The sequence below is a fragment of the Rhodococcus sp. IEGM1339 genome (assembly GCF_050321925.1).
GTDB lineage: Bacteria > Actinomycetota > Actinomycetes > Mycobacteriales > Mycobacteriaceae > Rhodococcus > Rhodococcus pyridinivorans.
Genome location: NZ_JBNQFT010000022.1, coordinates 1 through 22339 on the forward strand (window position 1 = coordinate 1; position 22339 = coordinate 22339).

Here is a 22339-nt window from a genome sequence, read left to right on the forward strand (position 1 = left end):
CACCACATCCGACAACCGCCGATCCGAGACCGGCTTCACCCATCCACTCCGAGGCACACCTCATCGTAACGCAAACCCCCCTAACTGAACGGTATTGCATCTAAACCCGTCCTTGGACTGGGTCACAGTCATCAACGTCGGTGTGTACTACGCCTACAGCCATTCGGACGGCCCCGAACTCGCGGCGGAGATCGCCCGGATCGAACGCGAGTGGGGCTTGGTCTGACCGTGGTCACCCGCTCTGGTGCTCGGTGCTGCCTCCGAGCGTACGACCCTTGATCAGTGCTTGCCTCCATCCCTTTTGGGGAGGCCACGGTACGCCCCACTGAGCGAGTGCTTCTTTCGTCCGTCCACCCCGCTCCGTGCGGGCTGCGTCGATCTCCTCTGCGGTCGGCATCTCTTCCCTCAGTAGATCTCCGTTTTGTTTTCTTCGGTCTTCAGCGGCTCTCTGAGGAGCCGCTTGACCCTACGCTAGGAGAGAGTGGAGCGGAGGCAGGGGGCGTGCCCCGTACCGCTGAAAGCAGACGCGGATGCAAGACCACGCGGGTGGGTCGTTTCGCTCACGGTCAACGGTATGCACGCAGCCACGGTTATTGCTCGCTGGGCTCCCAGGACTGGGGTATTCGACGCGTTCGTACGCCTACCACGCCGTCCTCGCTCGAGTCTGCGGTGTCGTACAAGAACTGCTCCGAGGCCATAGCAGCAGGTGCCGCCCCGATTCTGCGCGGGGAACCCCCGATACGCGCCATACCTCGATGGGGACAACGAGGGCATCGCCTGTGACAAGTAGTGCGCGCTCCGGTGTTCGGATGTGCCTGTCACATCCGAACACCGGTGATGGTGCATAGTGCGCAGTCTGAGCGGAACCGGTGACAGTCCGGAAGTGCCCGTGATCGAGTGTCGTGGACCCGAATTTCCGCTGGAACCGAAAGGCGAACCCCGCCCGATGTCGCACGGCACCGTCGAAACCCCGTACACCGCATCCGAGAACCGTTACGAGACGATTCCCTACCGGCGCTCGGGGCGGTCCGGGCTCGACCTGCCGGCCTTCTCGTTCGGGCTGTGGCAGAAATTCGGCACCGACTACCCCTTCGAGGCGCAGCGGGAGATCATCCTCCACGCCTTCGACCTCGGAATCACCCGCTTCGACAACGCCGACCGGTACGGTCCGCCGCACCGCGCCGCGCAGAAGAACTTCAGCCGGATCCTCGGCAGGGACCTCGCGCCCTACCGGGACGAAATCATCCTGTCGACGAAGGCCGGCAACCCGATCGGTCCCGGTCCCTACCAAAAGGGAGGGTCGCGCAAGTCGCTGCTGGGCTCGCTCGAGCACAGCCTGCGTGACCTCGGCACCGACTACGTCGACATCTTCTACAGTCACAGTCCCGACCTGACGGCCCCGCTCGAGGAGACCGTCGGGGCACTCGTCTCCGCCGTCGAGTAGGGGAAGGCGCTCTACGTCGGCATCTCGAACTACCAACCGGATCGTGCGCATGAGGCCGCGACACTTCTGCGGGAAGCCGGTGTCCCACGGCTCGTCCACCAGCCGCGCTACTCGATCTTCGACCGCAGCATCGAGCAGAACGGTCTGCTCGACGCGGCCGAGCAGGACGGCTTCGGACTCGTCGTGTATTCGCCGCTCGCACAGGGACTTCTGACGGACAAGTATCTCGAGACCATCCCGGACGGTGCGCGAGCGGTAAACAGTGCGTTCCTCTCCCCGGACGTGATCGACGAGATCTACCGGCAGCGCGTCACCGAACTCGACAAGCTCGCCCGGTCGCGTGGGCAGTCGCTGGCCCAGCTGGCACTGCAGTGGGTGCTCCGGCAGCCCGCCGCGACCTCGGCGCGAGCTCGACCTGGCAGCTCGACCACAACGTCGAGACACTGAGCTTCCCGCCGCTCACCGACGACGAACTCGCGGTCATCGACGAGTACGGTGTCCACGGCACCGGCCTCGGTCTCTGACATGACCGCCATCCGGCTCTACGAGAAGCTGGGATTCACGTTGCGCGAGCGATCCGTGCCGACCCGCGTGCGCACACCGACGGTGTAGCCGGGAGACGCGTGCTTTCATTCTCGTGTCGGGTTCGATCCGGTCGGCCGCGGGAGATGTCATGGAATCGCCGGTAGCGATGTATGTCTCGGCGGTACGCAGCTTCGCGGAGTTGGTCCGTGCCGTGCCGGAAGACCGCTGGGACGGACCGGGCCGGGGCAAGTGGGACCTCCGATCGTTGATCGGACACACCTCACGCTCGTTGACGACCGTCGCGACGTATCTCGACAGTCCTGCCGACACCGAGGACCTCGCGAGCGCGGAGCAGTACTACGTCCACGTCGAGGAACTGACCTCGGTCCTCGGCGCGGGCGACATCGTCGAACGCGGGCGGCGTGCCGGTGCCGGCCTCGGTGACGACCCGGTGGCGACGATCGGTGCCCTGTCGGCTGCGGTGATCGAGCGGCTCGGTACCGGGGAGGATCGTCTGATCCGGGTGATCGGAGGATCGGGGATCCGGCTGCATTCCTACCTCCCGACACGCACCTTCGAACTCGCCGTCCACGGTCTCGACATCGCCGCCGCCGCGGATGTTCCCTACGAACCTCCCGCCGAGGTTCTCGAGCAGTCCACCCTGTTGGCGGCGAGAATCGCTCTGGCACTCGGCGACGGCACGACCGTGCTGCGGGCATTGACCGGTCGGATGGCGTTGCCGAACGGCTATTCCGTCGTGTGAGCGGAGAGGTTCAGCGCAGCCGGGACCGGAACATCGAATCCTCCAGCAGCGCGAGCACGGATTCCGGTAGCGGCAATCGTGCGATCTCGTCGCGCAACCGTTCGGCGCCGGGGCGGAGAGAGCCCGAGGACAACGCATCGAGGGTGATCCTTCCGATCTCCGCCGAGGTTGCGGTGACGGGATCGACCCTGGTCCCTGCACGCAGCGCGACCAGCCGTCGGGCGTTGAGTTCCTGGTCCGCACCCATCGGAAGCGCGACGACCGGAACGCCGTGGGCGAGCGCACCGATGACGCTGCCCGATCCGCCGTGGTTGACGACGACATCGACGTGCGGGAGCACGGCCGACTGGGGCACGAACCGCTCGATGCGGACGTTGCCGCCCGGTGACGGCAGGGTGGCCGGGTCGACGTCGCGGCCGACGGTGACGAGCACGCGCGCAGGTAGTCGGTGCAGCCCCCGGAGGAGACGGACGAAGAGATCACCGGACTCGGTGTTGAAGACGGTACCCAGCGTGACGTACACGCGGTGGGGCTCCTTGCCGCCACGAAGCCAGTCGACTGCGAGATGTCCGTGGGGCGCGGGCGATGAGCCCGGCCCTGTCGAGACGGCTGTGGCAGGCAACGGGACGTCAGGATCACGGAACGACGGTGGGAACGGTGAGATGACCAAATCCTGTGACAGGAAAGAGCACTCGTGATCGGAAGGGAGGTCGTGGGCGGCCCGTAGTCGTCGCAGTGGCTCACGGATGCGGTCGATCCGGACGAGCGCTCCGGAGGCGATCACGTCGACCACCACGCGGGGAACGGCGGCGTGCTCGGCCGCCGTCATCGCACCGAAGTCCATCTCGTCGCAGATCAGCAGATCCGGATGCCAGCGGTCGACGACCTCGCGGACCAGGTCGAATCGTCGCGATGCGAGCACACCGGCGAAGTGGGTGCCGATCACCGAGTACTCGTGGTCGAGATCCGGAGGAGCGAGCGTGCCTATGGACCGGCCGGAAGCGGATGTCGTGTCTCCCTCGGGGAAGTACGCGTCGAAGCCTTGGGTGCCGGCGAGGACGTCCGCGTCCCCACACACGCCGATGCGATGGCCGGCTCCGCGCAGGACGTCGGCGATCGGGAGCATCGGTGCGAGATGGCCGAGGCCGCCTGCGAACGCGAACAGGACGCGACGCGCGGCCCGGCCTCGTGTGCTGCCGGTCGTCGATCCGACTCGGTGCGCCATGGCCGAATTACACCGCTCCGCGCTCGTGTACGCGAATCGTCGACCGGGTGTGGCCCCGGGCGGTAACTGGTTCAATCGAGAGGCACGAGCAGCGGGCGACCCGGGAGAGAACCATCGCGATGACACGCCGACGCGGGATCAGACTGGCCGCGCGGGACGCGCTCCACGTCTTCGTGGGGGACACCGACCCCGAAGCTCCGCCGTCGACCATGGTGAGCTTCTACGTGTTCGACGCCCGGGGAGGCGAGGCCCCCATCCGCACACGTGGGGACGCCGTCACCTGGATCGGGGAGCGCCTGCATCGCACACCGGCGCTCACCCGACGCCTGCACCGCGTGCCGGCGAACCTCGACTTCCCGTACTGGGTCGAGACCGGCGTCGATCCGGACGATCACGTCCGGTACGAGACGATCGGACCGACCTCGCGCAGCGGGTTGCATCGGCTGCTCGCGTCGATGAAGGAACGCTGCCTCGATCTGTCCGCACCGCCGTGGGAAGTGCACGTCCTGACCGACATCCGCGGTGTCGAGGACCTTCCCGAGGGCGCCACCATCGTCGCGTTGCTCCTGCACCACTCGGTGACCGACGGGCTCGGAGCCGTCGAGATCGCTCGTGCACTGCTCGACGATCCGGCTGCCGCCCCTTCGGCGGGAGGACGCATCGTCGCCGTGCCGGGACCGGTCCGCGCGGCGGTCTCGCTGCCCTTCCGGTACGCGAGGATGCTCCCGGCTCTGGTCGCAGCACGTCGCGCTCGACGAGCACTGGGTGGTCTCACCGCATCGGGGGAGATCACCGCCCCCCGGCCGCAGCGTCCCCGCACCCGCTTCGACACCGACGCCGGCAGCGCCTGGCAGCTCGGCGTCGTCCGTATGCCGTTGCCGGAGGTGCGTGCCGTCGCGCGCGCCACGGATACCTCGGTGAACGACGTGATCCTGACGGTCGTCTCGGGCGGACTACGCGCCTACCTCGCATCCTACGAGGAAATTCCCACCGATTCACCGGCGGCGATCGTTCCGGGATCCCTCCGGGACGGAGCGGGAGCGGAGTCGGAGAACAAGGTCACGCTCATGTATGTCGACCTGCACCTCGATCGGGCTGATCCGCGCGAGCGACTCCGCCGAGTCCACGAGTCGGCCGCTCTCGAGAAACAGCGCATCCGGCGTCCGGAGTCGGCTGCCTCCGTTGCGGCGGTGGATGCATCGCCCGCGTTCGACCTGGCGATGACGATCCGGAGAGCGCACCGCGGGCGGGTGGGGCCCACGGGAGACGTGGTGCCGCTGGCCAACACCACCGTGACGAATGTGCCGCGCGGGCCGGTCGAGGGCCTCCGATTCGGTGGCAGTCCCGCCGTCGAGGCGATCGGTACTCCGATGCTCAACCGGAACTACGGTCTCGTCCACTCCGTGACCTCGCTCGGCGAGGTTCTCACCTTGTCCTTTCTGGCCTCGGACTCTTGCATGCCCGACCCCGAGCAGTACGAGCGGCACCTCGCCGAAGCCTTCGCGGAACTATCCCGGGACTGCCTGCCTCCCGGCGCGCGGACGGTTTCCGGTACCGGCCGCGATTCGACGCCGGACGGGCGCCTGGAAGAATGAACGACGTGACTGCGACGATCCTGGACGGCAAAGCAACCCGCGACGAAATCTTCGAGGACCTGAAGGTCCGCGTGGATGCGCTGAAGGCCAAGGGCGTCACGCCCGGTCTCGGCACGATCCTCGTCGGCGACGATCCGGGATCCGCGGCCTATGTGCGCGGTAAGCACAACGACTGCGCGAAGGTCGGCATCACGTCGATCCGCAAGGATCTGCCCGCCGACATCACCCAGGAACAGCTGTTCGAGGCGATCGACGAGCTCAACGCCGACCCTGCCTGCACCGGCTACATAGTCCAGCTCCCGCTGCCGAAGCATCTCGACGAGAACGCGGCGCTCGAGCGCATGGATCCGGGCAAGGACGCCGACGGATTGCACCCGGTCAACCTCGGCCGGCTCGTGCTCGGCAAGGAGGCTCCGCTGCCCTGCACGCCGCGCGGCATCATCCACCTGCTGCGCCGCTACGACGTGGAGATCGCCGGCGCGCACGTGGTGGTGGTCGGTCGTGGCGTCACCGTCGGCCGCCCGATCGGTCTGCTGCTGACCCGTCGTTCGGAGAACGCGACGGTCACCCTCTGCCACACCGGCACTCGTGATCTCGCTGCAGAGGTGCGTCGCGCCGACATCATCGTCGCCGCCGCAGGTGTTCCCGGGCTGGTGACGGCGGACATGGTCAAGCCCGGCGCCGCTGTGCTGGACGTGGGTGTCTCCCGCACCGAGGACGGACTGCGCGGCGACGTCGCCGCGGACGTGCGCGAGGTCGCGGGCTTCGTGTCCCCGAACCCGGGTGGCGTCGGACCGCTCACCCGCGCCTTCCTGCTGACCAACGTCGTGGAGCGGGCCGAGCTGCTCGCGACCCGATAAGCGGGTCGACGACCCCGGGAGACGAGATGGCTCGGGCTATGCGATTCACGCGTCTGAACCTGCCGCTGCTCGCGGTCACCCTGGTGATCGCGGCAGCGGTGATCTTGGTGATCGCCGATCGGTGGCGACGCGGAGCGTTCGTCTTCGGCGGCGCCACCATCCTCGCCGGCCTGTTCCGCTGGGCTCTCGACGAGGACAAGGTCGGTGTCCTCGCGGTACGCGGCAAGGCGTTCGACGTCGCCTCGATGATGGTCGTCGGCGGAATCGTGGTGGCGCTCGCCGCGTCGATCGACCCGCTGGGAACCGACTAGCCCTCGGCGAGCTTCATCAGTTCGACGAGGAGCTTCGCGACCTCGTCGGCCTCGGTGAGGAATCCGTCGTGTCCGTCGCGGGAGACGAGCACACGCAGGTCGCCCGATCCCGGGAGCAGATCGGCGATCTCCTGCTGCAGGCGCAGCGGGTACAGGCGGTCGGAGTCGACGCCGGCGACGATCGTCGGGACCGGGGTGGACGCGAGTGCGGCCTCGACGCCGCCGCGTCCGCGCCCGACGTCGTGCCGGTTCATCACGTCGGACAACACCACGTAGGTACCGGGATCGAAACGCGCGACGAGCTTGCGCGCCTGGTGCTCGAGATAGCTCTGCACGGCGTACCGGCCGCCGCGCCACGGGTCCTCGTCGTCCTGGGGTAGATTCCCGAAGCGCGTGTCGAGTTCGAGTTCGGTCCGGTAGGTGAGGTGCGCGATGGTCCGGGCGATGGCGAGTCCGGCTTCGGGACGCCGCCCCGTGCCGTAGTAGTCGCCGCCCTGCCAGTCGGGGTCGGCCGTGATGGCAGCCATCTGCGCGGTCTGGGTGCCGATCTGGTCGGCGGTCGCGCGGGCACCGGTGGCGAGGACGAGCGACGCTCGCACCCGCTCCGGGTACGCGATGATCCACTCGAGGGTGCGCATGCCACCCATCGATCCGCCGGTCACGGCGGCGAGGACGTCGACGCCGAGCTTGTCGAGCAGCGCCACCTCGGCCGCCACCTGGTCGCGCACGGTGATCAGCGGGAAGCGGGATCCCCAGGCCTTGCCGTCGGGTGCGGTGCTGCCGGGGCCGGTGGTGCCGCGGCACCCGCCGAGAATGTTCGTCGAAACCACGCACCAGCGGTCGGTATCGATCGGACCACCGGGGCCGACCATGCCCGACCACCAGCCGGGGGACGGATGGTCCGGTCCGGCGGGGCCGGTGACGTGCGAGTCGCCGGTGAGGGCGTGTTCGACGAGCACCACGTTGTCGCGGGCGGGGGACAGTTCGCCCCACCTCTGCACGGCGACGGTGACGTTCGGCAGCGTCTCGCCGCTCTCGAGCGCGAGATCGCCGATGTCGATGGTGTCGAGGCGTCCGTCTGCCGGGGGCAGTTCGACGCGACGCCGCTCGGTGCCCGCCGTCAAGAGATGACCGCCTCGAGGCTCGCGGTGGGCTGGCAGCGCCGGCTGCGGATGTCGGTCATCGTGTCCTTCCGGCGGTGATGGGAGGTGTGATCGTGGCTTGGGTGCGACAGCACATCATCATCTCAGTCCTCCCGACAACAGGCTTGTCGGTGGGGTTCCACCGACCGTGTCATCACCCGGAGCACCCCACCCCGGTCGGAGGGTTGCCGGCCAGCAAGCCGGGGCTTGACGCTGGCACTCATGACTTTCCCGGCAGTCTAGCGACTCTCCGTTGCAGGGTCTTTATGCACCCTCTGAGCATCCCTGACCAGCAGGAAAGTTACCGGTCGGTAGGGCGTGAGGGTGGGACGAGGCGCTTTGCGGTCGTCGGCAATAGCAGTACGCTTGTCATGTTTGGCCGCGGTTCAGGACGTGGACACGGCCATGCTCGCTGCTCGCGAGCCGACGGCGACCGCACCCACAAAGTGCGGTCGATTGGGGACCTACAGAAACGTCCTAGGAGGACACGAAACGCATATGTCCAAGATCAAGGTTGAAGGTAAGGTCGTCGAACTCGACGGCGACGAGATGACCCGCATCATCTGGCAGTTCATCAAGGACAAGCTGATCCACCCGTACCTGGACGTGGATCTCGAGTACTACGACCTCGGCGTGGAGAACCGCGACGCCACCGACGACCAGGTGACGGTCGATGCGGCGAACGCCATCAAGAAGCACAACGTCGGTGTCAAGTGCGCCACCATCACCCCCGACGAAGCGCGTGTCGAGGAGTTCGGCCTGAAGAAGATGTGGCGGTCGCCCAACGGCACCATCCGTAACATCCTCGGCGGCACCATCTTCCGCGCGCCCATCATCATCTCGAACGTGCCGCGTCTGGTTCCGGGCTGGACCAAGCCCGTCATCGTCGGCCGCCACGCGTTCGGCGACCAGTACCGCGCCACCGACTTCAAGGTCGACCGCCCGGGCACCGTCACCATCACCTTCACGCCCGAGGACGGCAGCGAGCCGATCCAGCACGAGGTCTGCCGGATCCCCGAGGACGGCGGCGTCGTCATGGGTATGTACAACTACAAGAAGTCCATCCAGGACTTCGCGCGCGCCTCGCTCTCGTACGGCCTGCAGCGCAACTACCCGGTCTACCTGTCGACCAAGAACACGATCCTGAAGGCCTACGACGGCATGTTCAAGGACGAGTTCCAGCGGATCTACGAGGAAGAGTTCAAGGCGGAGTTCGACGCCGCCGGTCTCACCTACGAGCACCGCCTCATCGACGACATGGTCGCATCGTCCCTCAAGTGGGAGGGCGGCTACGTCTGGGCCTGCAAGAACTACGACGGCGACGTCCAGTCCGACACCGTTGCCCAGGGCTACGGCTCGCTGGGGCTGATGACCTCCGTCCTGATGACCCCGGATGGCAAGACCGTCGAGGCGGAGGCCGCACACGGCACCGTCACGCGGCACTACCGCCAGCATCAGCAGGGCAAGCCGACGTCGACCAACCCGATCGCGTCGATCTTCGCCTGGACCCGCGGCCTCGAGCACCGCGGCAAGCTGGACAACACCCCCGAGGTCATCGAGTTCGCGCAGCAGCTCGAGGACGTCGTCATCAAGACCGTCGAAGCCGGTCAGATGACCAAGGACCTCGCACTGCTCGTCGGCCCGGAGCAGGGCTGGCTGACCACCGAGGAGTTCCTCGGCGCACTCGACGAGAACCTGCAGAAGGCTCGCGCCTGACCTTCGGCTCGTTTCTCGGCAGCACGAACACGGGACGCCCGCACCGGGCGTCCCGTGTCGTGTTTCCCGAGCACTCCGGGCACGGGCTACCGTTCCGTGTACCACTGTCAGTCGCATCACCGCCGTAGTGCCCGGGAGGAGGACGGCCGTGACCACCACTGGTGCCGACTCCGAAGGTCGCGGCGGGGCGCATGCCCGCCGGCGCTTCTGGACCCGGGTGTGGGCGCTGATGTTCGGCTCGGCGCTGGCCTACCTGCCGGTCGCCCTCGCCCCGAACATGATCCACGCGATCGCCCGCCGAACCGACGAACTGGCCTACGACCGGTCCACGCCGGTGCGCAGCGGCGTGCTCACCACCCTCACGATGGGCGAGGCCGCCGCTGTTCTCGGGGTCCTCGCCGCCCTCGTCATCGCGCTCAATCTCATCGCCTGGTCGCTCGGGCCGGTCATCGCCGCCGAGGGTTCGTCCCGATCGACCGAGGCGTTGCGCCTCGAGCACCTCGAACTGTGCGGGTCGGTGTTCGGTGTCGGAGCGACGATGACCTTCGTCGCAGCGCTGCTCGACGGTCTCCCGCACTCCGTGGATCTGGCGGCGCTGCTGCTGTTCCCGGCGGTCTTCGTGATCGTGGTACTCAGCCAGGACCTGTTCCTCGCGACCCAACGCGGCGTCGGTGCCCGCCGTCGTCTGCGCCGGGAGGCGTCGCTGCTGCGCCGACGTGAACTGCTCGCCACGGCGGCGAGGCTGCGACCGGGCGACCCGCGGGTCGCCGGCCACCCCTTCGCGGCGCTCGCCGTCGAACTTGCGGTCCTGGCCGTCGTCACGGTGGTGGCGGGGCTCCTCATGATCGTGGTGTTCGACGACGAGTCGGGCTCCGGGCCCTTCCTGGATTCCTCGGACGTGGTCTTCGTGGTGGTCACGTCCGCGATCACGATGTTCACGGCCGTCGTCCTCGTGCTGTGGACGGTCCGCTGCTGGTTGCTCCGCCGATACGTCGGCGCGGTCCTGGCCGCGGCGTTGGGTGGCACCCTCTACGTCGTGGTCGGTGCGGGAATCGTGTGGGCGGCACTCGACGAGGACGCCGTCGCCGAGGCGATCGCCTCCGCCGCCGTCCTGTACGCCTGGATAGTCCTGCCGGCCGCCGTCCTGCTCCTCGGCACCGTCGGGGTGGGCCGTCGGGGTCGCTTCCCGGGTGTCACCGCCGCCCTGCGCGCCGCGGTGCTGCGCGAGCGGTACCGGGTGCGGCGCGCCGAGCTCGACGGTGGTCGGAGGAACGGTCGAGCGGAGGGTTCCGTCCCGCCGCTCCGTCATCTGATCGTGCGGGCGCGCACCGTCGCCCGTGTCGCTCCGGCGGACCGGACATGACGACGGGGACGTCCTCCTCGGAGGGCGGCCCCGTCGATCCGCTCGTCTACCGGTGCGCGCCCACCGGATCGCGGTGCGTAGCGCGCTGCCGCTCCGTCTGCTCGGTCAGCAGGTGGTCGAACAGACCCCCGGCGCGCAGCCATTCCCACTCGAGGGGAGTGTCGATCCGGGAGAGCGCCGTGCCCTCCCGCACGATCTCGCCTGCACGGCGGACCCGGACGGTGATCTCGGTGGTCGATCCGAGAGCGGCCAGTCCACCACCGTCGACTTGGGGAGCCCGGTGATCCCGACGAGTTCGCGCAGCGTCCGGATCGGGTGCTCGGCGTCGAATGCGTTGAGCAGATCGAACGCGCGGGCGACGCTCCGCACGCCGCCGTCGGCTCCGGCGACCGTCGATGCCTGTGTCATGCGAGTCACTCCAGGCCCACAGAACAGTCCGAACAATCCGCAGAATGGAACGCATGAGTGTTTCCCCAGTAGAGATATTTCGGTAATAGGGTGTGTCGTTGCACTTGATTCACACCGCGCTGCTTGATCATTGACGAATGGCAGGGAAGAAGACTGGTTCCGGCGAGGAGCCCAACTACCGGAAGGCCAAGCAACGTGGCGCTCGACGCGATTTCGAGGCGTTGCGTGACCGGCGAATGCGCGCCGCGGAGATGTTCGCCGCAGGACGACGACAGATCGATGTCGCGGTCGAACTGGAGGTGACCCAGCAGACCGCCTCACGCTGGTATCGGCAATGGGCCGACGGGGGCAGTGACGCACTCGAAGGGCCCAGGCGAGCTGGACGCCGGCCCCGCCTCGACGACACCCAGATCGAAGTGATCCGAGAGGAATTGCTCAAAGGACCCCAAGCTCATGGCTTCGCCACCGGGGTGTGGACCCTGGGACGGGTCGCGATCGTCATCGAGCGGCTCACCGGCGTGACCTACGGACCCACCCAGACCTGGACGATCCTGCGGACCCGGCTCGGCTGGAGCCGGCGGCGGCCCGCACGGCGCGCGGTCGAACGCGACGAGGACGCCATCGTCGCCTGGCGCGAGAGATGAGTGGCCGCGGATAAAAAAATAGCGCGGCGCCGAGGTGCATGGATCTGCTTCCAGGACGAAAGCGGCGTCTCGCTGCTCCCGGTGGTCCGCGCAACCTGGGCGCCGAAAGGCGACACACCCGTTCTGCATCACCGGTTCTCCTGGAAACGCCTGTCGATGGCCGGAGTCCTGGCCTATCGGCCCGACCGCAGTCGCAGTGCGTTTGTGTTCTCCATGGCCGACGGTGCCTACAACACCGACAAACTCATCGAGTTCCTCACCGAACTGCGTGGCCACTTCGCCGGCGAGAAGCTCATCGTGCTCTGGGACGGACTGATGGCCCACCGGTCCCGGGCGATGACCGCGTGGCTGGCGACCCAGCGCGACTGGCTCCACGTCGAACGTCTCCCGGCGTATGCGCCCGAGCTCGATCCCATCGAACAAGTCTGGGGCAACATGAAATCCACCGAACTGGCCAACCTGTGCCCCGATACTCTCGACGAGGTTCGTGTGGCGATCGAGGCAGGGCTGACCCGGATCGGGTCGAGCTACGACCGTGTGTCACGGCTTCCTCGACCACACCAGGCTCTCGTTATGATCTACGCTCACTCAATTACCGAACCATCTTTAACCGTGCAGTAGCCATCTCTGATGAGGTGGCTGATCTCCTGAAGCAGTAGTCGGGTGCTGAGCGCTCACACGCTCAGGAGCTTGGTCCCCTCCAACGACGAATTCAGATCATCGTTGAAATTCTTCACCGCCAGGCGCAAGACCAAACCGATCAGCAGGACCGGCAGAGTGAACAGCAGCAGGAAGCCTAGCGCCTTCCAGTAGTCGGCATCGTAAATTCCCGCGATAGCCGCGCGCACCGCTGTCGTGGCATGGGAGACCGGGACGAACGGGCTGATGTTCTGGAACCACTCCGGCAGGACCGCCAACGGATACGCACCCCCACCCGCGGAGATCTGCACGACCAGCAGGAGCACCCCTATTGCCTTACCCGCCTCGCCAAATGCAAGCACAAGCGTGTACGTGATGAGCGAGAAGACGAACGACATCACCCACCCGGCGAGGATCAACAGGAACGGGTGCGCCGGACGAACCCCGACGAAGCCGATGAGGCCCACGAAGAGGATCGTGCTCTGCAGAAGAGCCATCCCGCCGAAGATCGCGTAGTGGCCGAGATACTCCTGCCACGGCTTGAGCGGCTTATCGAGCGGTGGAAGCGACTCGCGCGAGACCTCGGTGCGGATGAGCACCGCGAGCAGCAGCGAACCCACCCAGAGCCCGAGGACCGTGTACAGCGGCGCCATCTGCGAACCGAAGTTGTCGACCTTGAACACCGGGATTTCCTTGAGGTTCACCGGAGAGGCGAGCTGGGAGGCGAACGTCGCCGGGTTCGAGCCGATGATCTCGGTCACCTTGCTGAGGTCACCGGTGTTCTCGGCACGCGCGAGGGCCGCCTCGAGATCGGCAAAGATATCCGAGGTCCCACGGAGATCGCTCGCGAGCAGCCGGACCGCGGTCTCCGCGTCGGAGAGGCCGGCACTCAGCGAACCCGCCCCGGAGGACAGCGACTGCTCCGCTGCTCGCAGATCCTGACCGATACCCGCGAAGTTCCCCTCCACTGTGGAGAGGTCGCCTGCGAGTCGGTCGAGCTTCGGCCGCAGGCTGTTGGTGTACTGGTCCCGCGCCCCGACGATCGCTGCCTGTACGGCATCCACGTCCCGCAGGATTGCGCTGCGCGCCGCGGCAACGTCACCCGTCGACTGGGGACCGGCCGCCGCCGCGTCGAGGCGCTGCTCGAGAGCCTCCTGACGGTCGACGATGCCAGCGACTCGATCGGCGAGAAGATTCACAGCGTCCCGGGTCACAGGGTCCAGACCTGCCGCCGATGCCTGGTCCCGCAACCGATCACGAAGCTGGGCGTACGACTCGGCCTGCTGCCCGACTATCCAGGAGGCCTGCGACAGCGTCGCCACGGACTGCGGCGACGGCGAGTTGCCCAAGATCCGGTCGACCTCGGCACGAAGAGCCTCGAAGCTTCCGGCGCTGGCGCTGAAGGCCTGCGAGAGTCGCTCGGACGTCGATGCGAGGACGTCCCGGGCGGAGGTGACGGCACCGGCACCCTGTCCGATCGCTCCGGAGGTGTCCCGCACGGCATCGGACGATGCGGTGGCGAGCGAACCGGCGCTGGAGAGCAGACTGTCGGCAGACGAGAGCACCACTGCGAAGATGTCGGCAGTGCCGGCTGCCGAATTCAGCTGGGTGGAGATCCCGCCCACCGAAGCCTGCAGCCGGTCCAGAGTCTGCTGCGTCTCGGAGCCCTCGAGATAGGTGGCCAATGACGACACCAGCGCCAGACCGACCTCGTTGAGGGTCTTTGTAAAGCTGGTGTTGATCTGCGTCGATACCTCCGTCGCGGCCTCGCCGGTGATCAGCGAGGAGAGTGCGTTCTTCTTCTCGTTGACGTAGAGGTCGATCTCCACCGGCGAGGCGCCGGGGGCGATGAAGGTCAGCATCTTCTGGCTGAAGTCCTTCGGCAGCACGATCGCTGCGTAGTACTCCTCGGACTTGGTGCCCTCGATCGCTTCTTCCTCCGAGACGAACTGCCAGTCGATGTCGCTGTTGGCGCGCAGCTGCGAGACCACCTGGTCGCCCACGTTCACGCGCATCGGGAACAGGTCGCTCTCGAAACCCTCGTCGGCGCTGGCGACCGCGACCTCGAGGTTGTTGACGTTGTCGAACGGGTCCCAGCTCGACAACACGTTGAACCACGCGAAGAAGGAGGGGATCAGTATGACGCCGACGAGCACCACCGCCGCGACCACGTTGCTGGTGGCCTGACGGAAGTCATGACGGATCAGGGTGATGATGTTGTTCACGCGTTCTGTCCCTGCTTCTCAAGCTGGTCGAGTCGGGCGTCCGACCTGATCGCGATATCTTCCTGTGCCAGAGCTCGCTTCAACGCATCGTCTGGAAGATCGCTGACCTCTGCGCCGTACAGGACGTTCTGGTTGATGTACTCGACCACCACGATCGAACCCATAACGAGAAGGCACAGGAGCCCCCACAGTCCGAGGACTGTGGCCTTCTCATCGGGGAAGACGGACCCGATCACGAAGAGAACCACGGACCCGATCACGCCGGCGAACAGTGCGGCGCGCTGCGCGGCCTTGTGGTTGGTGTCCAGCCAACGACGCTTGCGGGCGTTGTCCTCCCGGAACTTGTCCCGATCGGTCAGGGCCTGCACCAACTGGGTGAGCCTGTGACGGGAGCCGAGGATCTGCACGTCCTCGCTCAGGAACAGACCGGTATCGGCCAACTTGCTGTTGAACAATCGAGCGAAGTTGCCCAGCCGCTGGCGGAGGAACAGCCCGAGGATGAAGGCCAGCGCGGCGAAGAGTACGAGTACGGCCATGCACCGGAGGTAGTGCAAGCCGTAAAAGCCGCCGATGGTCTCGCGCAGCGCGTCGATCCCGTACGTGAACGGGAAGAACGGGAACAACGCCCGGAAGAAGTCCGGCATCATCTCGATCGGATAGATTCCCGAGGCGCCGGGAATCTGCATGATCACCAGCAACACGGCTATGCCCTTACCGATGTAGCCGAAGGACACCGAGAGCGCATAGATGATGGACATGTAGACGAGGCCGATGAACACCGCCGTGGCGACGAACACGACGGGGTTGACCGTCTGGACGCCGATCACCACATTGCCGATGCTCACCAGCAGCGCCTGGATGACGTTCATCACCGCGAACAGCAGCCAGCGCCCGAAGTACGCCTGCCGCACCGTCAGGCCCTCGACATCCTCGTCGTCGACCTCGAGCTTGAACAGCACCATCAACACGAACCCGGCGATCCACAGCGACAGGTTGGTGAACAGGGGCGCCATCGACGAGCCGTAGGCCGGCACCGGGAACAGGTCGTTCTCGTGGACCACCACGGGCCCCGCCATGAATTCGGCGATCGTGTCCGGGTCGAGCGAGGTCAGTGTGCTCACCTGGTTGAGGAGGTCCGTGGCACTGATCGCACTGAGGTCGGTCTGCAGGGCGATGAGATCCGATTGCACGTCCGCGAGGTTCCCGTCCAGCGACGACACTGCGGAGCCGGTCTCATCCATGACCGATTCCAGTTCGGTGAGCATGCCAACGGCCTCGCCCACGAGCACACGCTGCGAATCGAGCGCCGAGGAGAACGCCCCGACGGTCGCGGACAGCGACGACATGGACTGGTTGAGCCCCGGGAAGGTCCCCGACAACACACTCTGCAGCGCGCCGGAGGAACGCTGGGCGGCGGCCATGGCCTCCGACGCGGCGGCCGTCTGATCGGCCACCGTGGACACACCAGCCTGCGCGGCCTCCAGGGTCGCCAGGAGCTCCTGATCGCGGACCGTCTGCGCTTCGAGCGCGCCGATCACCTGGTTCAGCTGGTTCTTGAGCGGCAGCCCGTCAGGGGTGGCGGCGACGAGAGGACGTATGGTGGCGAGTAGCGCCTGATTTGCGATGATCACCGCCTGCACATCACGCTGAGCTGTGCTGAGAGCCGACCGGGCCGCGTCGGCGCCGACCGCGACCTGCCCGACGCTCTCGTTGAGGCGGGTGGTGGCGCCCGTGAGGTTCGCCGTGCCGGAGACGTAGGCGCCGGTCAGGGTGTCGGAGAACTTGACCAGGTCGCCCTGGACCTCGTTGACGAGGCCCTGCGCGTCGGAGACCGCTGCGGTGACGTCCCCGATGGCCGCGTCCACCCGCTCCAGGGCTCGCCTGGCATCGGTGAGCGCCGCCGCCCCGGGCTCGAGCGTGCCGTTCAACTCGGTCAGGGTCGTGCGGGTGGCCTGGACCGTCGCGAGGGCCTGGTCCAACGCGGTCAGCGTCTGGCTGCGCGAATCGACCAGCCAGTCTCCCGCATCGACCCCGGCCTGCTCGGCTTCCTTGGCGATGGTCTGTGCGACGGTGGAGACGAAGTTCGAGTTGATCTGCGTGTCGAGCGTGGACGCACCGACCTCGGTGATCTTCGGGGCGATCGCGTTGGCCTTCTCGTTGGTGTAGTACTCGAGTTCCGGCCGGACGAAGTCGCCGGTGACGATGGTGAGGAGGTTCTTGCTGAAATCGGGGGGCATGACGATCGCGGCGTAGCTCTCGCCGGACCTGACCGATTCCATGGCCGCGTCCTCATCCATGAACTGCCAGCCGAGCTGGTCGTTCGACTTGAGCTGGGCCACCACCTGCTCGCCGACGTTCACTTCACCGGTCAGCTCGGTACTGGCTCCCTCGTCCTGGTTGACGACGGCGACTTTGATGTGGTCTGCGTTCCCATACGGATCCCAGAACGCGATGATGTTGACCCAGGCGTAGAGGGAGGGCAGCACCAGCAGTCCGATGATGATCGCCCACGACTTCGGAGCCCGACGGATACGCGTGAGGTCACGACGAAGCACCTTGTAGGCGTTGCGCATACACTTTCCCCGCTTAGCTGTATGGACATTCATGGATCGCACCGTGGATAAGGGACTGCCCCCACTTCAGTTGACTCGTGGGGTTGAGCGGTTCAGGCCGCGTGTGCGGCCTGATTGGTTGTCTCGAACGGGTACTTGCCGGGCACGTCTGCGGTCGCCTCGATGATCGCTCGGCGAACACTGTCGCGGCGGAAGCGGGATGGGCACCGCGGAATCACGACACCGGGAGCGGCTCCGGCGCCGATTTCCTGCGACCGAGGAAGACTGCAGACGCCAGGAGGAAGCACACTGCGCCGACGAACGTGCCCACGTTGGCCAAGTTGGGGTCGAGCGAGGTCCCGTCGTGCAGGACGAATGCTCCGACTGCGGAGATGCCGAACGCGATCGAACCGAGGGTGTTGAGCCAGACGCTCTGCCAGTCCCTCGACTTCGGTGCCCAGGTAGGTTCCGGCTCTGAACAGAATGAGTACGGCGAGGGCGCTTGAAACGAGGAAGGCGATGGAGCCTTCCGCGTTCGGATTCCAGACCAGGTGCATCTCCCCTTTCACGGTGTGGGCGTGGAGTGCGGAGCCGGTGCTGATGTTGAACAGGATCGTCCCGAGTAGCTGGACTGCGGCAGCCAGCCACAGCGCGCGGATCGCGGGACGGCCGGCGTCGACGACGGTGGCCGGTTGACTCAACGTTAGCTGTAGGAACGCGGCTGCGGTGAAGAACCAGGATCCCGCGAAGAAGAAGACGTTCGCGAGCATGACCCCCAAGACAGCAGACAGATACGGCGCCGAACCGAGCGCGAAGAGGGCGGAGCCGATCACGAAGCCCCAGGACTGCATTCGCAGTGTCGGGTGAATCAACATGCGCCGCATGATAGTTAGAATCCCAAATACTTTCAGCACGACACTCGGTCCATTTGTCGACACGACAACCTCGTGTGATTCGACGAATCGCGCCCCTCGGGTCGACACGGAACGGGTTGCCCGCGCCGTGGCGAGCAGGACGGCTTCCTCGGTGTTACGGTCGGCCCATGCCACCCAAATCGGACACTTGAACTCGTTTGCTGTTCCGTAACGTTCGTGTATACGACGGCGTGTCGCCGTCACTCGTCACCGGTGACGTCCTGATCGACGGGGCGACCATCGCGGGGGTGTCCAGCTCCCCTGTCGGCGAAGATCCGAGCCGGGAAACCATCGTCATCGACGGTGGAAATCGTGTCCTGATGCCGGGCATGAGTGACGCCCACGTGCATCTGGTCGGAAATGCCAACTCCTACGTCGACATGGTGGCGGGAACCGAATCCCACATCGCACTCAACGGCCTCGCCGAAGCCAAGAACATGCTGCACCGCGGATTCACCGCGGTGCGCGACATGGCAGGCGACACCGGGAGTATCAAGTCGGTGATCGACCGCGGACTCTTCGAGGGACCTCGCATCTATCCGTCGCGGGCCGCGATCTCCCAGACCGGCGGGCACGGCGACTTCGGATTCGTCTACGAGTGTCCGACAGCGCTCGGCAGAAATCAAAGTCGCGCAGAGGAAATCGGGTTCATGCGGGTGGCTGACGGGCCGGATCGCGTCCTCGCCGCCGTCCGTGAGCAGCTCAAGAAGGGCGCATCCCAGATCAAGGTGATGGTCGGCGGTGGTGCCGCGTCCATGTACGACCCGCTCTACACCGTCCAGTTCACCGATCCCGAACTTCGTGCGGCTGTGCACGCCGCCACCGACTACGGAACCTACGTCGCCACGCACGTCTACAACGTCACGGGCATCCGCCGGGCGGTCGCGGCAGGGGTGAAGTCGATCGAGCATGGCCACCTCGCCGACGAGGAGACCATCGCCCTGCTGGCGGAGAAGGATGTCTGGCTGTCGATGCAGCCGTTCGCGTTGGGAGATCACCACTATCCGGATCCGAACCGAGCCGACAAGGACAAGGAGATCTGCTCGGGAACGGACAACGTATACGAGTGGGCGCGCAAGCACGGCGTCAAGACCGCATGGGGCACTGATCTCCTGCTCGAACCTCAGCTTGCGCACCGGCAGAGTGAGATGGCAGCACGCCTCGGCGATCACTACAGCAACGCCGACGCCCTCCGGATGCTCACCTCGGGCAACGCCGAATTGTTCCGGCTCGCCGGCGAGCGAGATCCGTACCGGCAGGCCCCGTTCGGGGCGATCGCCGAGGGCGCGTGGGCGGACGTCCTGCTGGTCGACGGCAATCCACTCGAAGATCTCGGCTTGCTGGCCGACCCCGCGAAACACCTCTCCGTCATCGTCAAGAACGGCAACGTGGTCAAGAACCTTCTCCAGTAGCGCACGTTCACAGACATCCGATTCCAGGTGACGTGGCCGGAATCGGTCAGTGCGTTGTACCCGAATCCGGAGGTCGAGTTGGTCGACATGCAGTCCGAGAGTTGGCAGCCACCGCCGCCAATCGTCACGAACACCGCAGGAACCCTGGTATCAGCCCGCAGCATCGAACTGCACGGGCCGTGGGGGCACGTGTTCGGCCCACTCGACCTCGACATCGACCTCGGCGGGGTCAGCGTCATCGCCGCCCAGGCCGGTGCAGCCCGAACCGCACTGCTGATGGCACTGTGCGGCCGGATGCGACTCGACAGCGCACTGGCCGCATACCGGCATCTGTACACCGCGCTCGCCGACCCCGAGGTACGGCCGGCGCTCATCCACTGCACGACGGGCAAGGACCGGACCGGTTGGGCGGCAGCGGCCCGTCAAGGTCGCCCCACGCACGTACCGGAACTGGAAAACCGCTCCGCCGTCGGAACGGACCGTCGCCGACGCGCATGTCACGAATGCATTGCTCGGCACCGTCGGCGCCGCGGAGGGGCTGTACGGGCGCCGCAAGATGACCGTGCACCTGCGCAACCAGGGCCACGAGGTCGGCAAGCACACGGTGGATCGGTTGATGCGCGACGAGGGCCTGTCCGGTGTGACTCGTGGGCGCCGGGGATCGGACCACGATCCCCGGCGGCCGGAAGGCAAATCGGGCGCCTGACCTGGTCGATCGTGACTTCACCGCCGAGGTGCCGAACCGGAAGTGGGTCACCGACTTCACCTAGAGATATTTCGGTAATAGGGTGTGTCGTTGCACTTGATTCACACCGCGCTGCTTGATTATTGACGAATGGCAGGGAAGAAGACTGGTTCCGGCGAGGAGCCCAACTACCGGAAAGCCAAGCAACGTGGCGCTCGACGCGTGACCTACGGACCCACCCAGACCTGGACGATCCTGCGGACCCGGCTCGGCTGGAGCCGGCGGCGGCCCGCACGGCGCGCGGTCGAACGCGACGAGGACGCCATCGTCGCCTGGCGCGAGAGATGAGTGGCCGCGGATAAAAAAATAGCGCGGCGCCGAGGTGCATGGATCTGCTTCCAGGACGAAAGCGGCGTCTCGCTGCTCCCGGTGGTCCGCGCAACCTGGGCGCCGAAAGGCGACACACCCGTTCTGCATCACCGGTTCTCCTGGAAACGCCTGTCGATGGCCGGAGTCCTGGCCTATCGGCCCGACCGCAGTCGCAGTGCGTTTGTGTTCTCCATGGCCGACGGTGCCTACAACACCGACAAACTCATCGAGTTCCTCACCGAACTGCGTGGCCACTTCGCCAGCGAGAAGCTCATCGTGCTCTGGGACGGACTGATGGCCCACCGGTCCCGGGCGATGACCGCGTGGCTGGCGACCCAGCGCGACTGGCTCCACGTCGAACGTCTCCCGGCGTATGCGCCCGAGCTCGATCCCATCGAACAAGTCTGGGGCAACATGAAATCCACCGAACTGGCCAACCTGTGCCCCGATACTCTCGACGAGGTTCGTGTGGCGATCGAGGCAGGGCTGACCCGGATCGGGTCGAGCTACGACCGTGTGTCACGGCTTCCTCGACCACACCAGGCTCTCGTTATGATCTACGCTCACTCAATTACCGAAACATCTTTAATACTCTCGGGACGTTCCGCTGAATGAGAGAAAATGGTGAATGTGTTCCGTCTTGTGGAACTCGCGGTCGTGGGGTGAGCCACTCTCACGGCAGGCTCCTGCCACGGTGGAGCAGTGGCATCGCCGGCGTCGGCTACGGTGACCCGGTGCCTCTCGTGATCACCACCGTGAACGTCAACGGCGTGCGTGCAGCCGCAGCCAAGGGTCTCGTCGACTGGCTCGCCTCGTCGGCCGCCGACATCGTGTGCCTGCAGGAGGTGCGGGCCACCGAGAAGCAGTTCCACGCCGCGATCGCCCCGGCGCTGGAGGCCGGATGGCACTGTGTCGGCGCAGAGTCCTCGGCCGAGGGCCGCGCCGGGGTGGCGATCCTCTCGCGTGTCCCGGCGGACGCCGTCCGCGTCGGATTCGACGTCGACGAGTTTGCCTCGGCCGGCCGCTACATCGAGGCCGACTTCGGCGACGTGACGGTGGGAAGCCTCTACCTGCCGACCGGTGAAGCACAGACGCCGAAGCAGGACGAGAAGGAACACTTCATGAAGAGCTTCGCGACCTACCTCGCCGAACGGTACGCCGCGGTGACGGCCGCAGGTCGCGACATGGTGGTGTGCGGCGACTGGAACATCGCCCCTACCGAGCGAGACATCAAGAACTGGAAGGGCAACGTCAAGAAGTCCGGCTTCCTGCCCGAGGAGCGCGCGTGGGTCGGCGACCTCCTCGAGACCGGCTGGCGCGACGTGGTGCGCGACCTCCACGGCGACGTCGCGGGCCCCTATTCGTGGTGGTCGTACCGCGGCAAGGCATTCGACACCGACGCAGGCTGGCGCATCGACTACCATCTCGTGACCCCGGGCCTGGCGGCCCGCGCGAGCGAGGCCCGCGTCGAACGCGCAGCGAGCTACGACCAGCGCTGGTCCGACCATGCACCGGTGACCGTGACCTTCGATCGCTGACCGCTTCTG

The 22339-nt window shown here is 66.4% G+C and carries 19 protein-coding genes, 4 pseudogenes and 1 riboswitch; of the genes and pseudogenes, 16 read left to right on the forward strand and 7 right to left on the reverse strand.

Features of this window, described 5'->3' with window-relative positions; translation table 11 throughout:
- Positions 1 to 706 precede the first annotated feature (706 nt).
- From ACQR3U_RS18075 to ACQR3U_RS18085, 3 genes and pseudogenes are all read left to right on the forward strand, one after another.
- Entirely contained in the window at positions 707 to 790 is an 84-nt protein-coding gene (locus ACQR3U_RS18075; RefSeq protein WP_228045153.1) for an excalibur calcium-binding domain-containing protein, read from the forward strand.
- A 156-nt stretch (positions 791 to 946) separates the two neighbouring features.
- Positions 947 to 1968, forward strand: a pseudogene (locus tag ACQR3U_RS18080) (aldo/keto reductase).
- 149 nt (positions 1969 to 2117) lie between these two features.
- Positions 2118 to 2732 carry a maleylpyruvate isomerase N-terminal domain-containing protein gene (locus ACQR3U_RS18085; protein ID WP_230811556.1) on the forward strand — a complete coding sequence of 205 codons (615 nt, stop codon included), beginning with the start codon at positions 2118 to 2120 and terminating at the stop codon, positions 2730 to 2732.
- 10 nt (positions 2733 to 2742) lie between these two features.
- On the opposite strand, the gene ACQR3U_RS18090 is transcribed toward ACQR3U_RS18085, so the two are convergent.
- Positions 2743 to 3957 carry a glycosyltransferase gene (locus ACQR3U_RS18090; RefSeq protein ID WP_230811555.1) on the reverse strand — a complete coding sequence of 405 codons (1215 nt, stop codon included), beginning with the start codon at positions 3955 to 3957 and terminating at the stop codon, positions 2743 to 2745.
- A gap of 119 nt (positions 3958 to 4076) precedes the next feature.
- Here ACQR3U_RS18090 and ACQR3U_RS18095 point away from each other — a divergent pair, with 119 nt between their 5' ends.
- Genes ACQR3U_RS18095 through ACQR3U_RS18105 form a run of 3 tightly spaced genes read left to right on the forward strand, consistent with a single transcriptional unit; the run spans position 4077 to position 6723 of the window.
- Complete coding sequence (locus ACQR3U_RS18095; protein ID WP_230811554.1) at positions 4077 to 5552, forward strand: wax ester/triacylglycerol synthase domain-containing protein; 1476 nt, start codon at positions 4077 to 4079, stop codon at positions 5550 to 5552.
- 5 nt (positions 5553 to 5557) lie between these two features.
- The gene (locus ACQR3U_RS18100) at positions 5558 to 6412 is read left to right on the forward strand and encodes a bifunctional methylenetetrahydrofolate dehydrogenase/methenyltetrahydrofolate cyclohydrolase (protein ID WP_006550113.1); all 855 of its coding nucleotides are present in this window, start codon (positions 5558 to 5560) and stop codon (positions 6410 to 6412) included.
- A gap of 26 nt (positions 6413 to 6438) precedes the next feature.
- Entirely contained in the window at positions 6439 to 6723 is a 285-nt protein-coding gene (locus ACQR3U_RS18105; protein WP_024101562.1) for a DUF3017 domain-containing protein, read from the forward strand.
- Here the strand turns inward: ACQR3U_RS18105 and metX are convergent.
- Positions 6720 to 7847, reverse strand: a complete 1128-nt coding sequence (gene metX / locus ACQR3U_RS18110) for a homoserine O-acetyltransferase MetX (RefSeq protein ID WP_230811553.1) — start codon at positions 7845 to 7847, stop codon at positions 6720 to 6722. The genes ACQR3U_RS18105 and metX overlap by 4 nt on opposite strands.
- 134 nt (positions 7848 to 7981) lie before the next feature.
- Positions 7982 to 8093: riboswitch (SAM riboswitch) on the reverse strand.
- Positions 8094 to 8363: 270 nt separating this feature from the next.
- On the opposite strand from metX, the gene ACQR3U_RS18115 reads away from it, so the two are divergent.
- Positions 8364 to 9581 (forward strand): NADP-dependent isocitrate dehydrogenase, encoded by a 1218-nt coding sequence (locus tag ACQR3U_RS18115; protein ID WP_016692844.1) that lies wholly within the window; start codon positions 8364 to 8366, stop codon positions 9579 to 9581.
- A 148-nt stretch (positions 9582 to 9729) separates the two neighbouring features.
- Positions 9730 to 10944: a hypothetical protein gene (locus ACQR3U_RS18120; RefSeq protein ID WP_230811552.1), complete on the forward strand. Its 1215-nt coding sequence runs from the start codon at positions 9730 to 9732 to the stop codon at positions 10942 to 10944.
- Positions 10945 to 10990: 46 nt separating this feature from the next.
- On the opposite strand, the gene ACQR3U_RS18125 is transcribed toward ACQR3U_RS18120, so the two are convergent.
- Positions 10991 to 11137, reverse strand: coding sequence for a hypothetical protein (locus ACQR3U_RS18125; RefSeq protein ID WP_230811557.1), 147 nt, complete (start codon positions 11135 to 11137; stop codon positions 10991 to 10993).
- A gap of 113 nt (positions 11138 to 11250) precedes the next feature.
- Positions 11251 to 11352, reverse strand: a pseudogene (locus ACQR3U_RS18130) (IclR family transcriptional regulator); the annotation flags it as partial.
- A 137-nt stretch (positions 11353 to 11489) separates the two neighbouring features.
- Here ACQR3U_RS18130 and ACQR3U_RS18135 point away from each other — a divergent pair.
- Positions 11490 to 11996 (forward strand): winged helix-turn-helix domain-containing protein, encoded by a 507-nt coding sequence (locus tag ACQR3U_RS18135; protein WP_200358362.1) that lies wholly within the window; start codon positions 11490 to 11492, stop codon positions 11994 to 11996.
- Positions 11997 to 12617: an IS630 family transposase gene (locus tag ACQR3U_RS18140; protein WP_269572362.1), complete on the forward strand. Its 621-nt coding sequence runs from the start codon at positions 11997 to 11999 to the stop codon at positions 12615 to 12617. It begins immediately after the preceding gene.
- 53 nt (positions 12618 to 12670) lie between these two features.
- On the opposite strand, the gene ACQR3U_RS18145 is transcribed toward ACQR3U_RS18140, so the two are convergent.
- From ACQR3U_RS18145 to ACQR3U_RS18155, 3 genes and pseudogenes are all read right to left on the reverse strand, one after another.
- Positions 12671 to 14860, reverse strand: a complete 2190-nt coding sequence (locus ACQR3U_RS18145; protein ID WP_230811584.1) for a YhgE/Pip domain-containing protein — start codon at positions 14858 to 14860, stop codon at positions 12671 to 12673.
- Positions 14857 to 17433 carry a YhgE/Pip domain-containing protein gene (locus ACQR3U_RS18150; protein WP_230811585.1) on the reverse strand — a complete coding sequence of 859 codons (2577 nt, stop codon included), beginning with the start codon at positions 17431 to 17433 and terminating at the stop codon, positions 14857 to 14859. The genes ACQR3U_RS18145 and ACQR3U_RS18150 overlap by 4 nt, the downstream gene beginning before the upstream one ends.
- Positions 17434 to 17647: 214 nt before the next feature.
- Positions 17648 to 18287: pseudogene (locus ACQR3U_RS18155) on the reverse strand (hypothetical protein).
- Between the two features lie 197 nt (positions 18288 to 18484).
- Here ACQR3U_RS18155 and ACQR3U_RS18160 point away from each other — a divergent pair.
- From ACQR3U_RS18160 to ACQR3U_RS18185, 6 genes and pseudogenes are all read left to right on the forward strand, one after another.
- Complete coding sequence (locus tag ACQR3U_RS18160) at positions 18485 to 19738, forward strand: metal-dependent hydrolase family protein (protein ID WP_230811586.1); 1254 nt, start codon at positions 18485 to 18487, stop codon at positions 19736 to 19738.
- Between the two features lie 294 nt (positions 19739 to 20032).
- A pseudogene (locus tag ACQR3U_RS18165) lies at positions 20033 to 20143 on the forward strand (tyrosine-protein phosphatase); the annotation flags it as partial.
- Between the two features lie 103 nt (positions 20144 to 20246).
- Complete coding sequence (locus tag ACQR3U_RS18170) at positions 20247 to 20444, forward strand: IS3 family transposase (RefSeq protein WP_230811587.1); 198 nt, start codon at positions 20247 to 20249, stop codon at positions 20442 to 20444.
- A 129-nt stretch (positions 20445 to 20573) separates the two neighbouring features.
- On the forward strand, positions 20574 to 20771 hold the full coding sequence (locus ACQR3U_RS18175) for a winged helix-turn-helix domain-containing protein (protein ID WP_200358356.1): 198 nt from the start codon (positions 20574 to 20576) through the stop codon (positions 20769 to 20771).
- Complete coding sequence (locus ACQR3U_RS18180) at positions 20772 to 21407, forward strand: IS630 family transposase (protein ID WP_269572361.1); 636 nt, start codon at positions 20772 to 20774, stop codon at positions 21405 to 21407. It abuts the gene before it with no gap.
- 119 nt (positions 21408 to 21526) lie between these two features.
- Positions 21527 to 22330 carry an exodeoxyribonuclease III gene (locus tag ACQR3U_RS18185; RefSeq protein WP_230811346.1) on the forward strand — a complete coding sequence of 268 codons (804 nt, stop codon included), beginning with the start codon at positions 21527 to 21529 and terminating at the stop codon, positions 22328 to 22330.
- The last annotated feature ends 9 nt before the right edge of the window (positions 22331 to 22339 follow it).

Bases quoted from the DNA above. Each gene is read 5' to 3' on its own strand.
- ACQR3U_RS18090 (WP_230811555.1), bottom strand. From the start codon at position 3,957: ATGGCGCACCGAGTCGGATCGACGACCGGCAGCACACGAGGCCGGGCC.
- ACQR3U_RS18135 (WP_200358362.1), top strand. From the start codon at position 11,490: ATGGCAGGGAAGAAGACTGGTTCCGGCGAGGAGCCCAACTACCGGAAG.
- ACQR3U_RS18115 (WP_016692844.1), top strand. From the start codon at position 8,364: ATGTCCAAGATCAAGGTTGAAGGTAAGGTCGTCGAACTCGACGGCGAC.
- ACQR3U_RS18095 (WP_230811554.1), top strand. From the start codon at position 4,077: ATGACACGCCGACGCGGGATCAGACTGGCCGCGCGGGACGCGCTCCAC.
- ACQR3U_RS18175 (WP_200358356.1), top strand. From the start codon at position 20,574: ATGGCAGGGAAGAAGACTGGTTCCGGCGAGGAGCCCAACTACCGGAAA.
- ACQR3U_RS18085 (WP_230811556.1), top strand. From the start codon at position 2,118: ATGGAATCGCCGGTAGCGATGTATGTCTCGGCGGTACGCAGCTTCGCG.
- ACQR3U_RS18150 (WP_230811585.1), bottom strand. From the start codon at position 17,433: ATGCGCAACGCCTACAAGGTGCTTCGTCGTGACCTCACGCGTATCCGT.
- ACQR3U_RS18105 (WP_024101562.1), top strand. From the start codon at position 6,439: ATGGCTCGGGCTATGCGATTCACGCGTCTGAACCTGCCGCTGCTCGCG.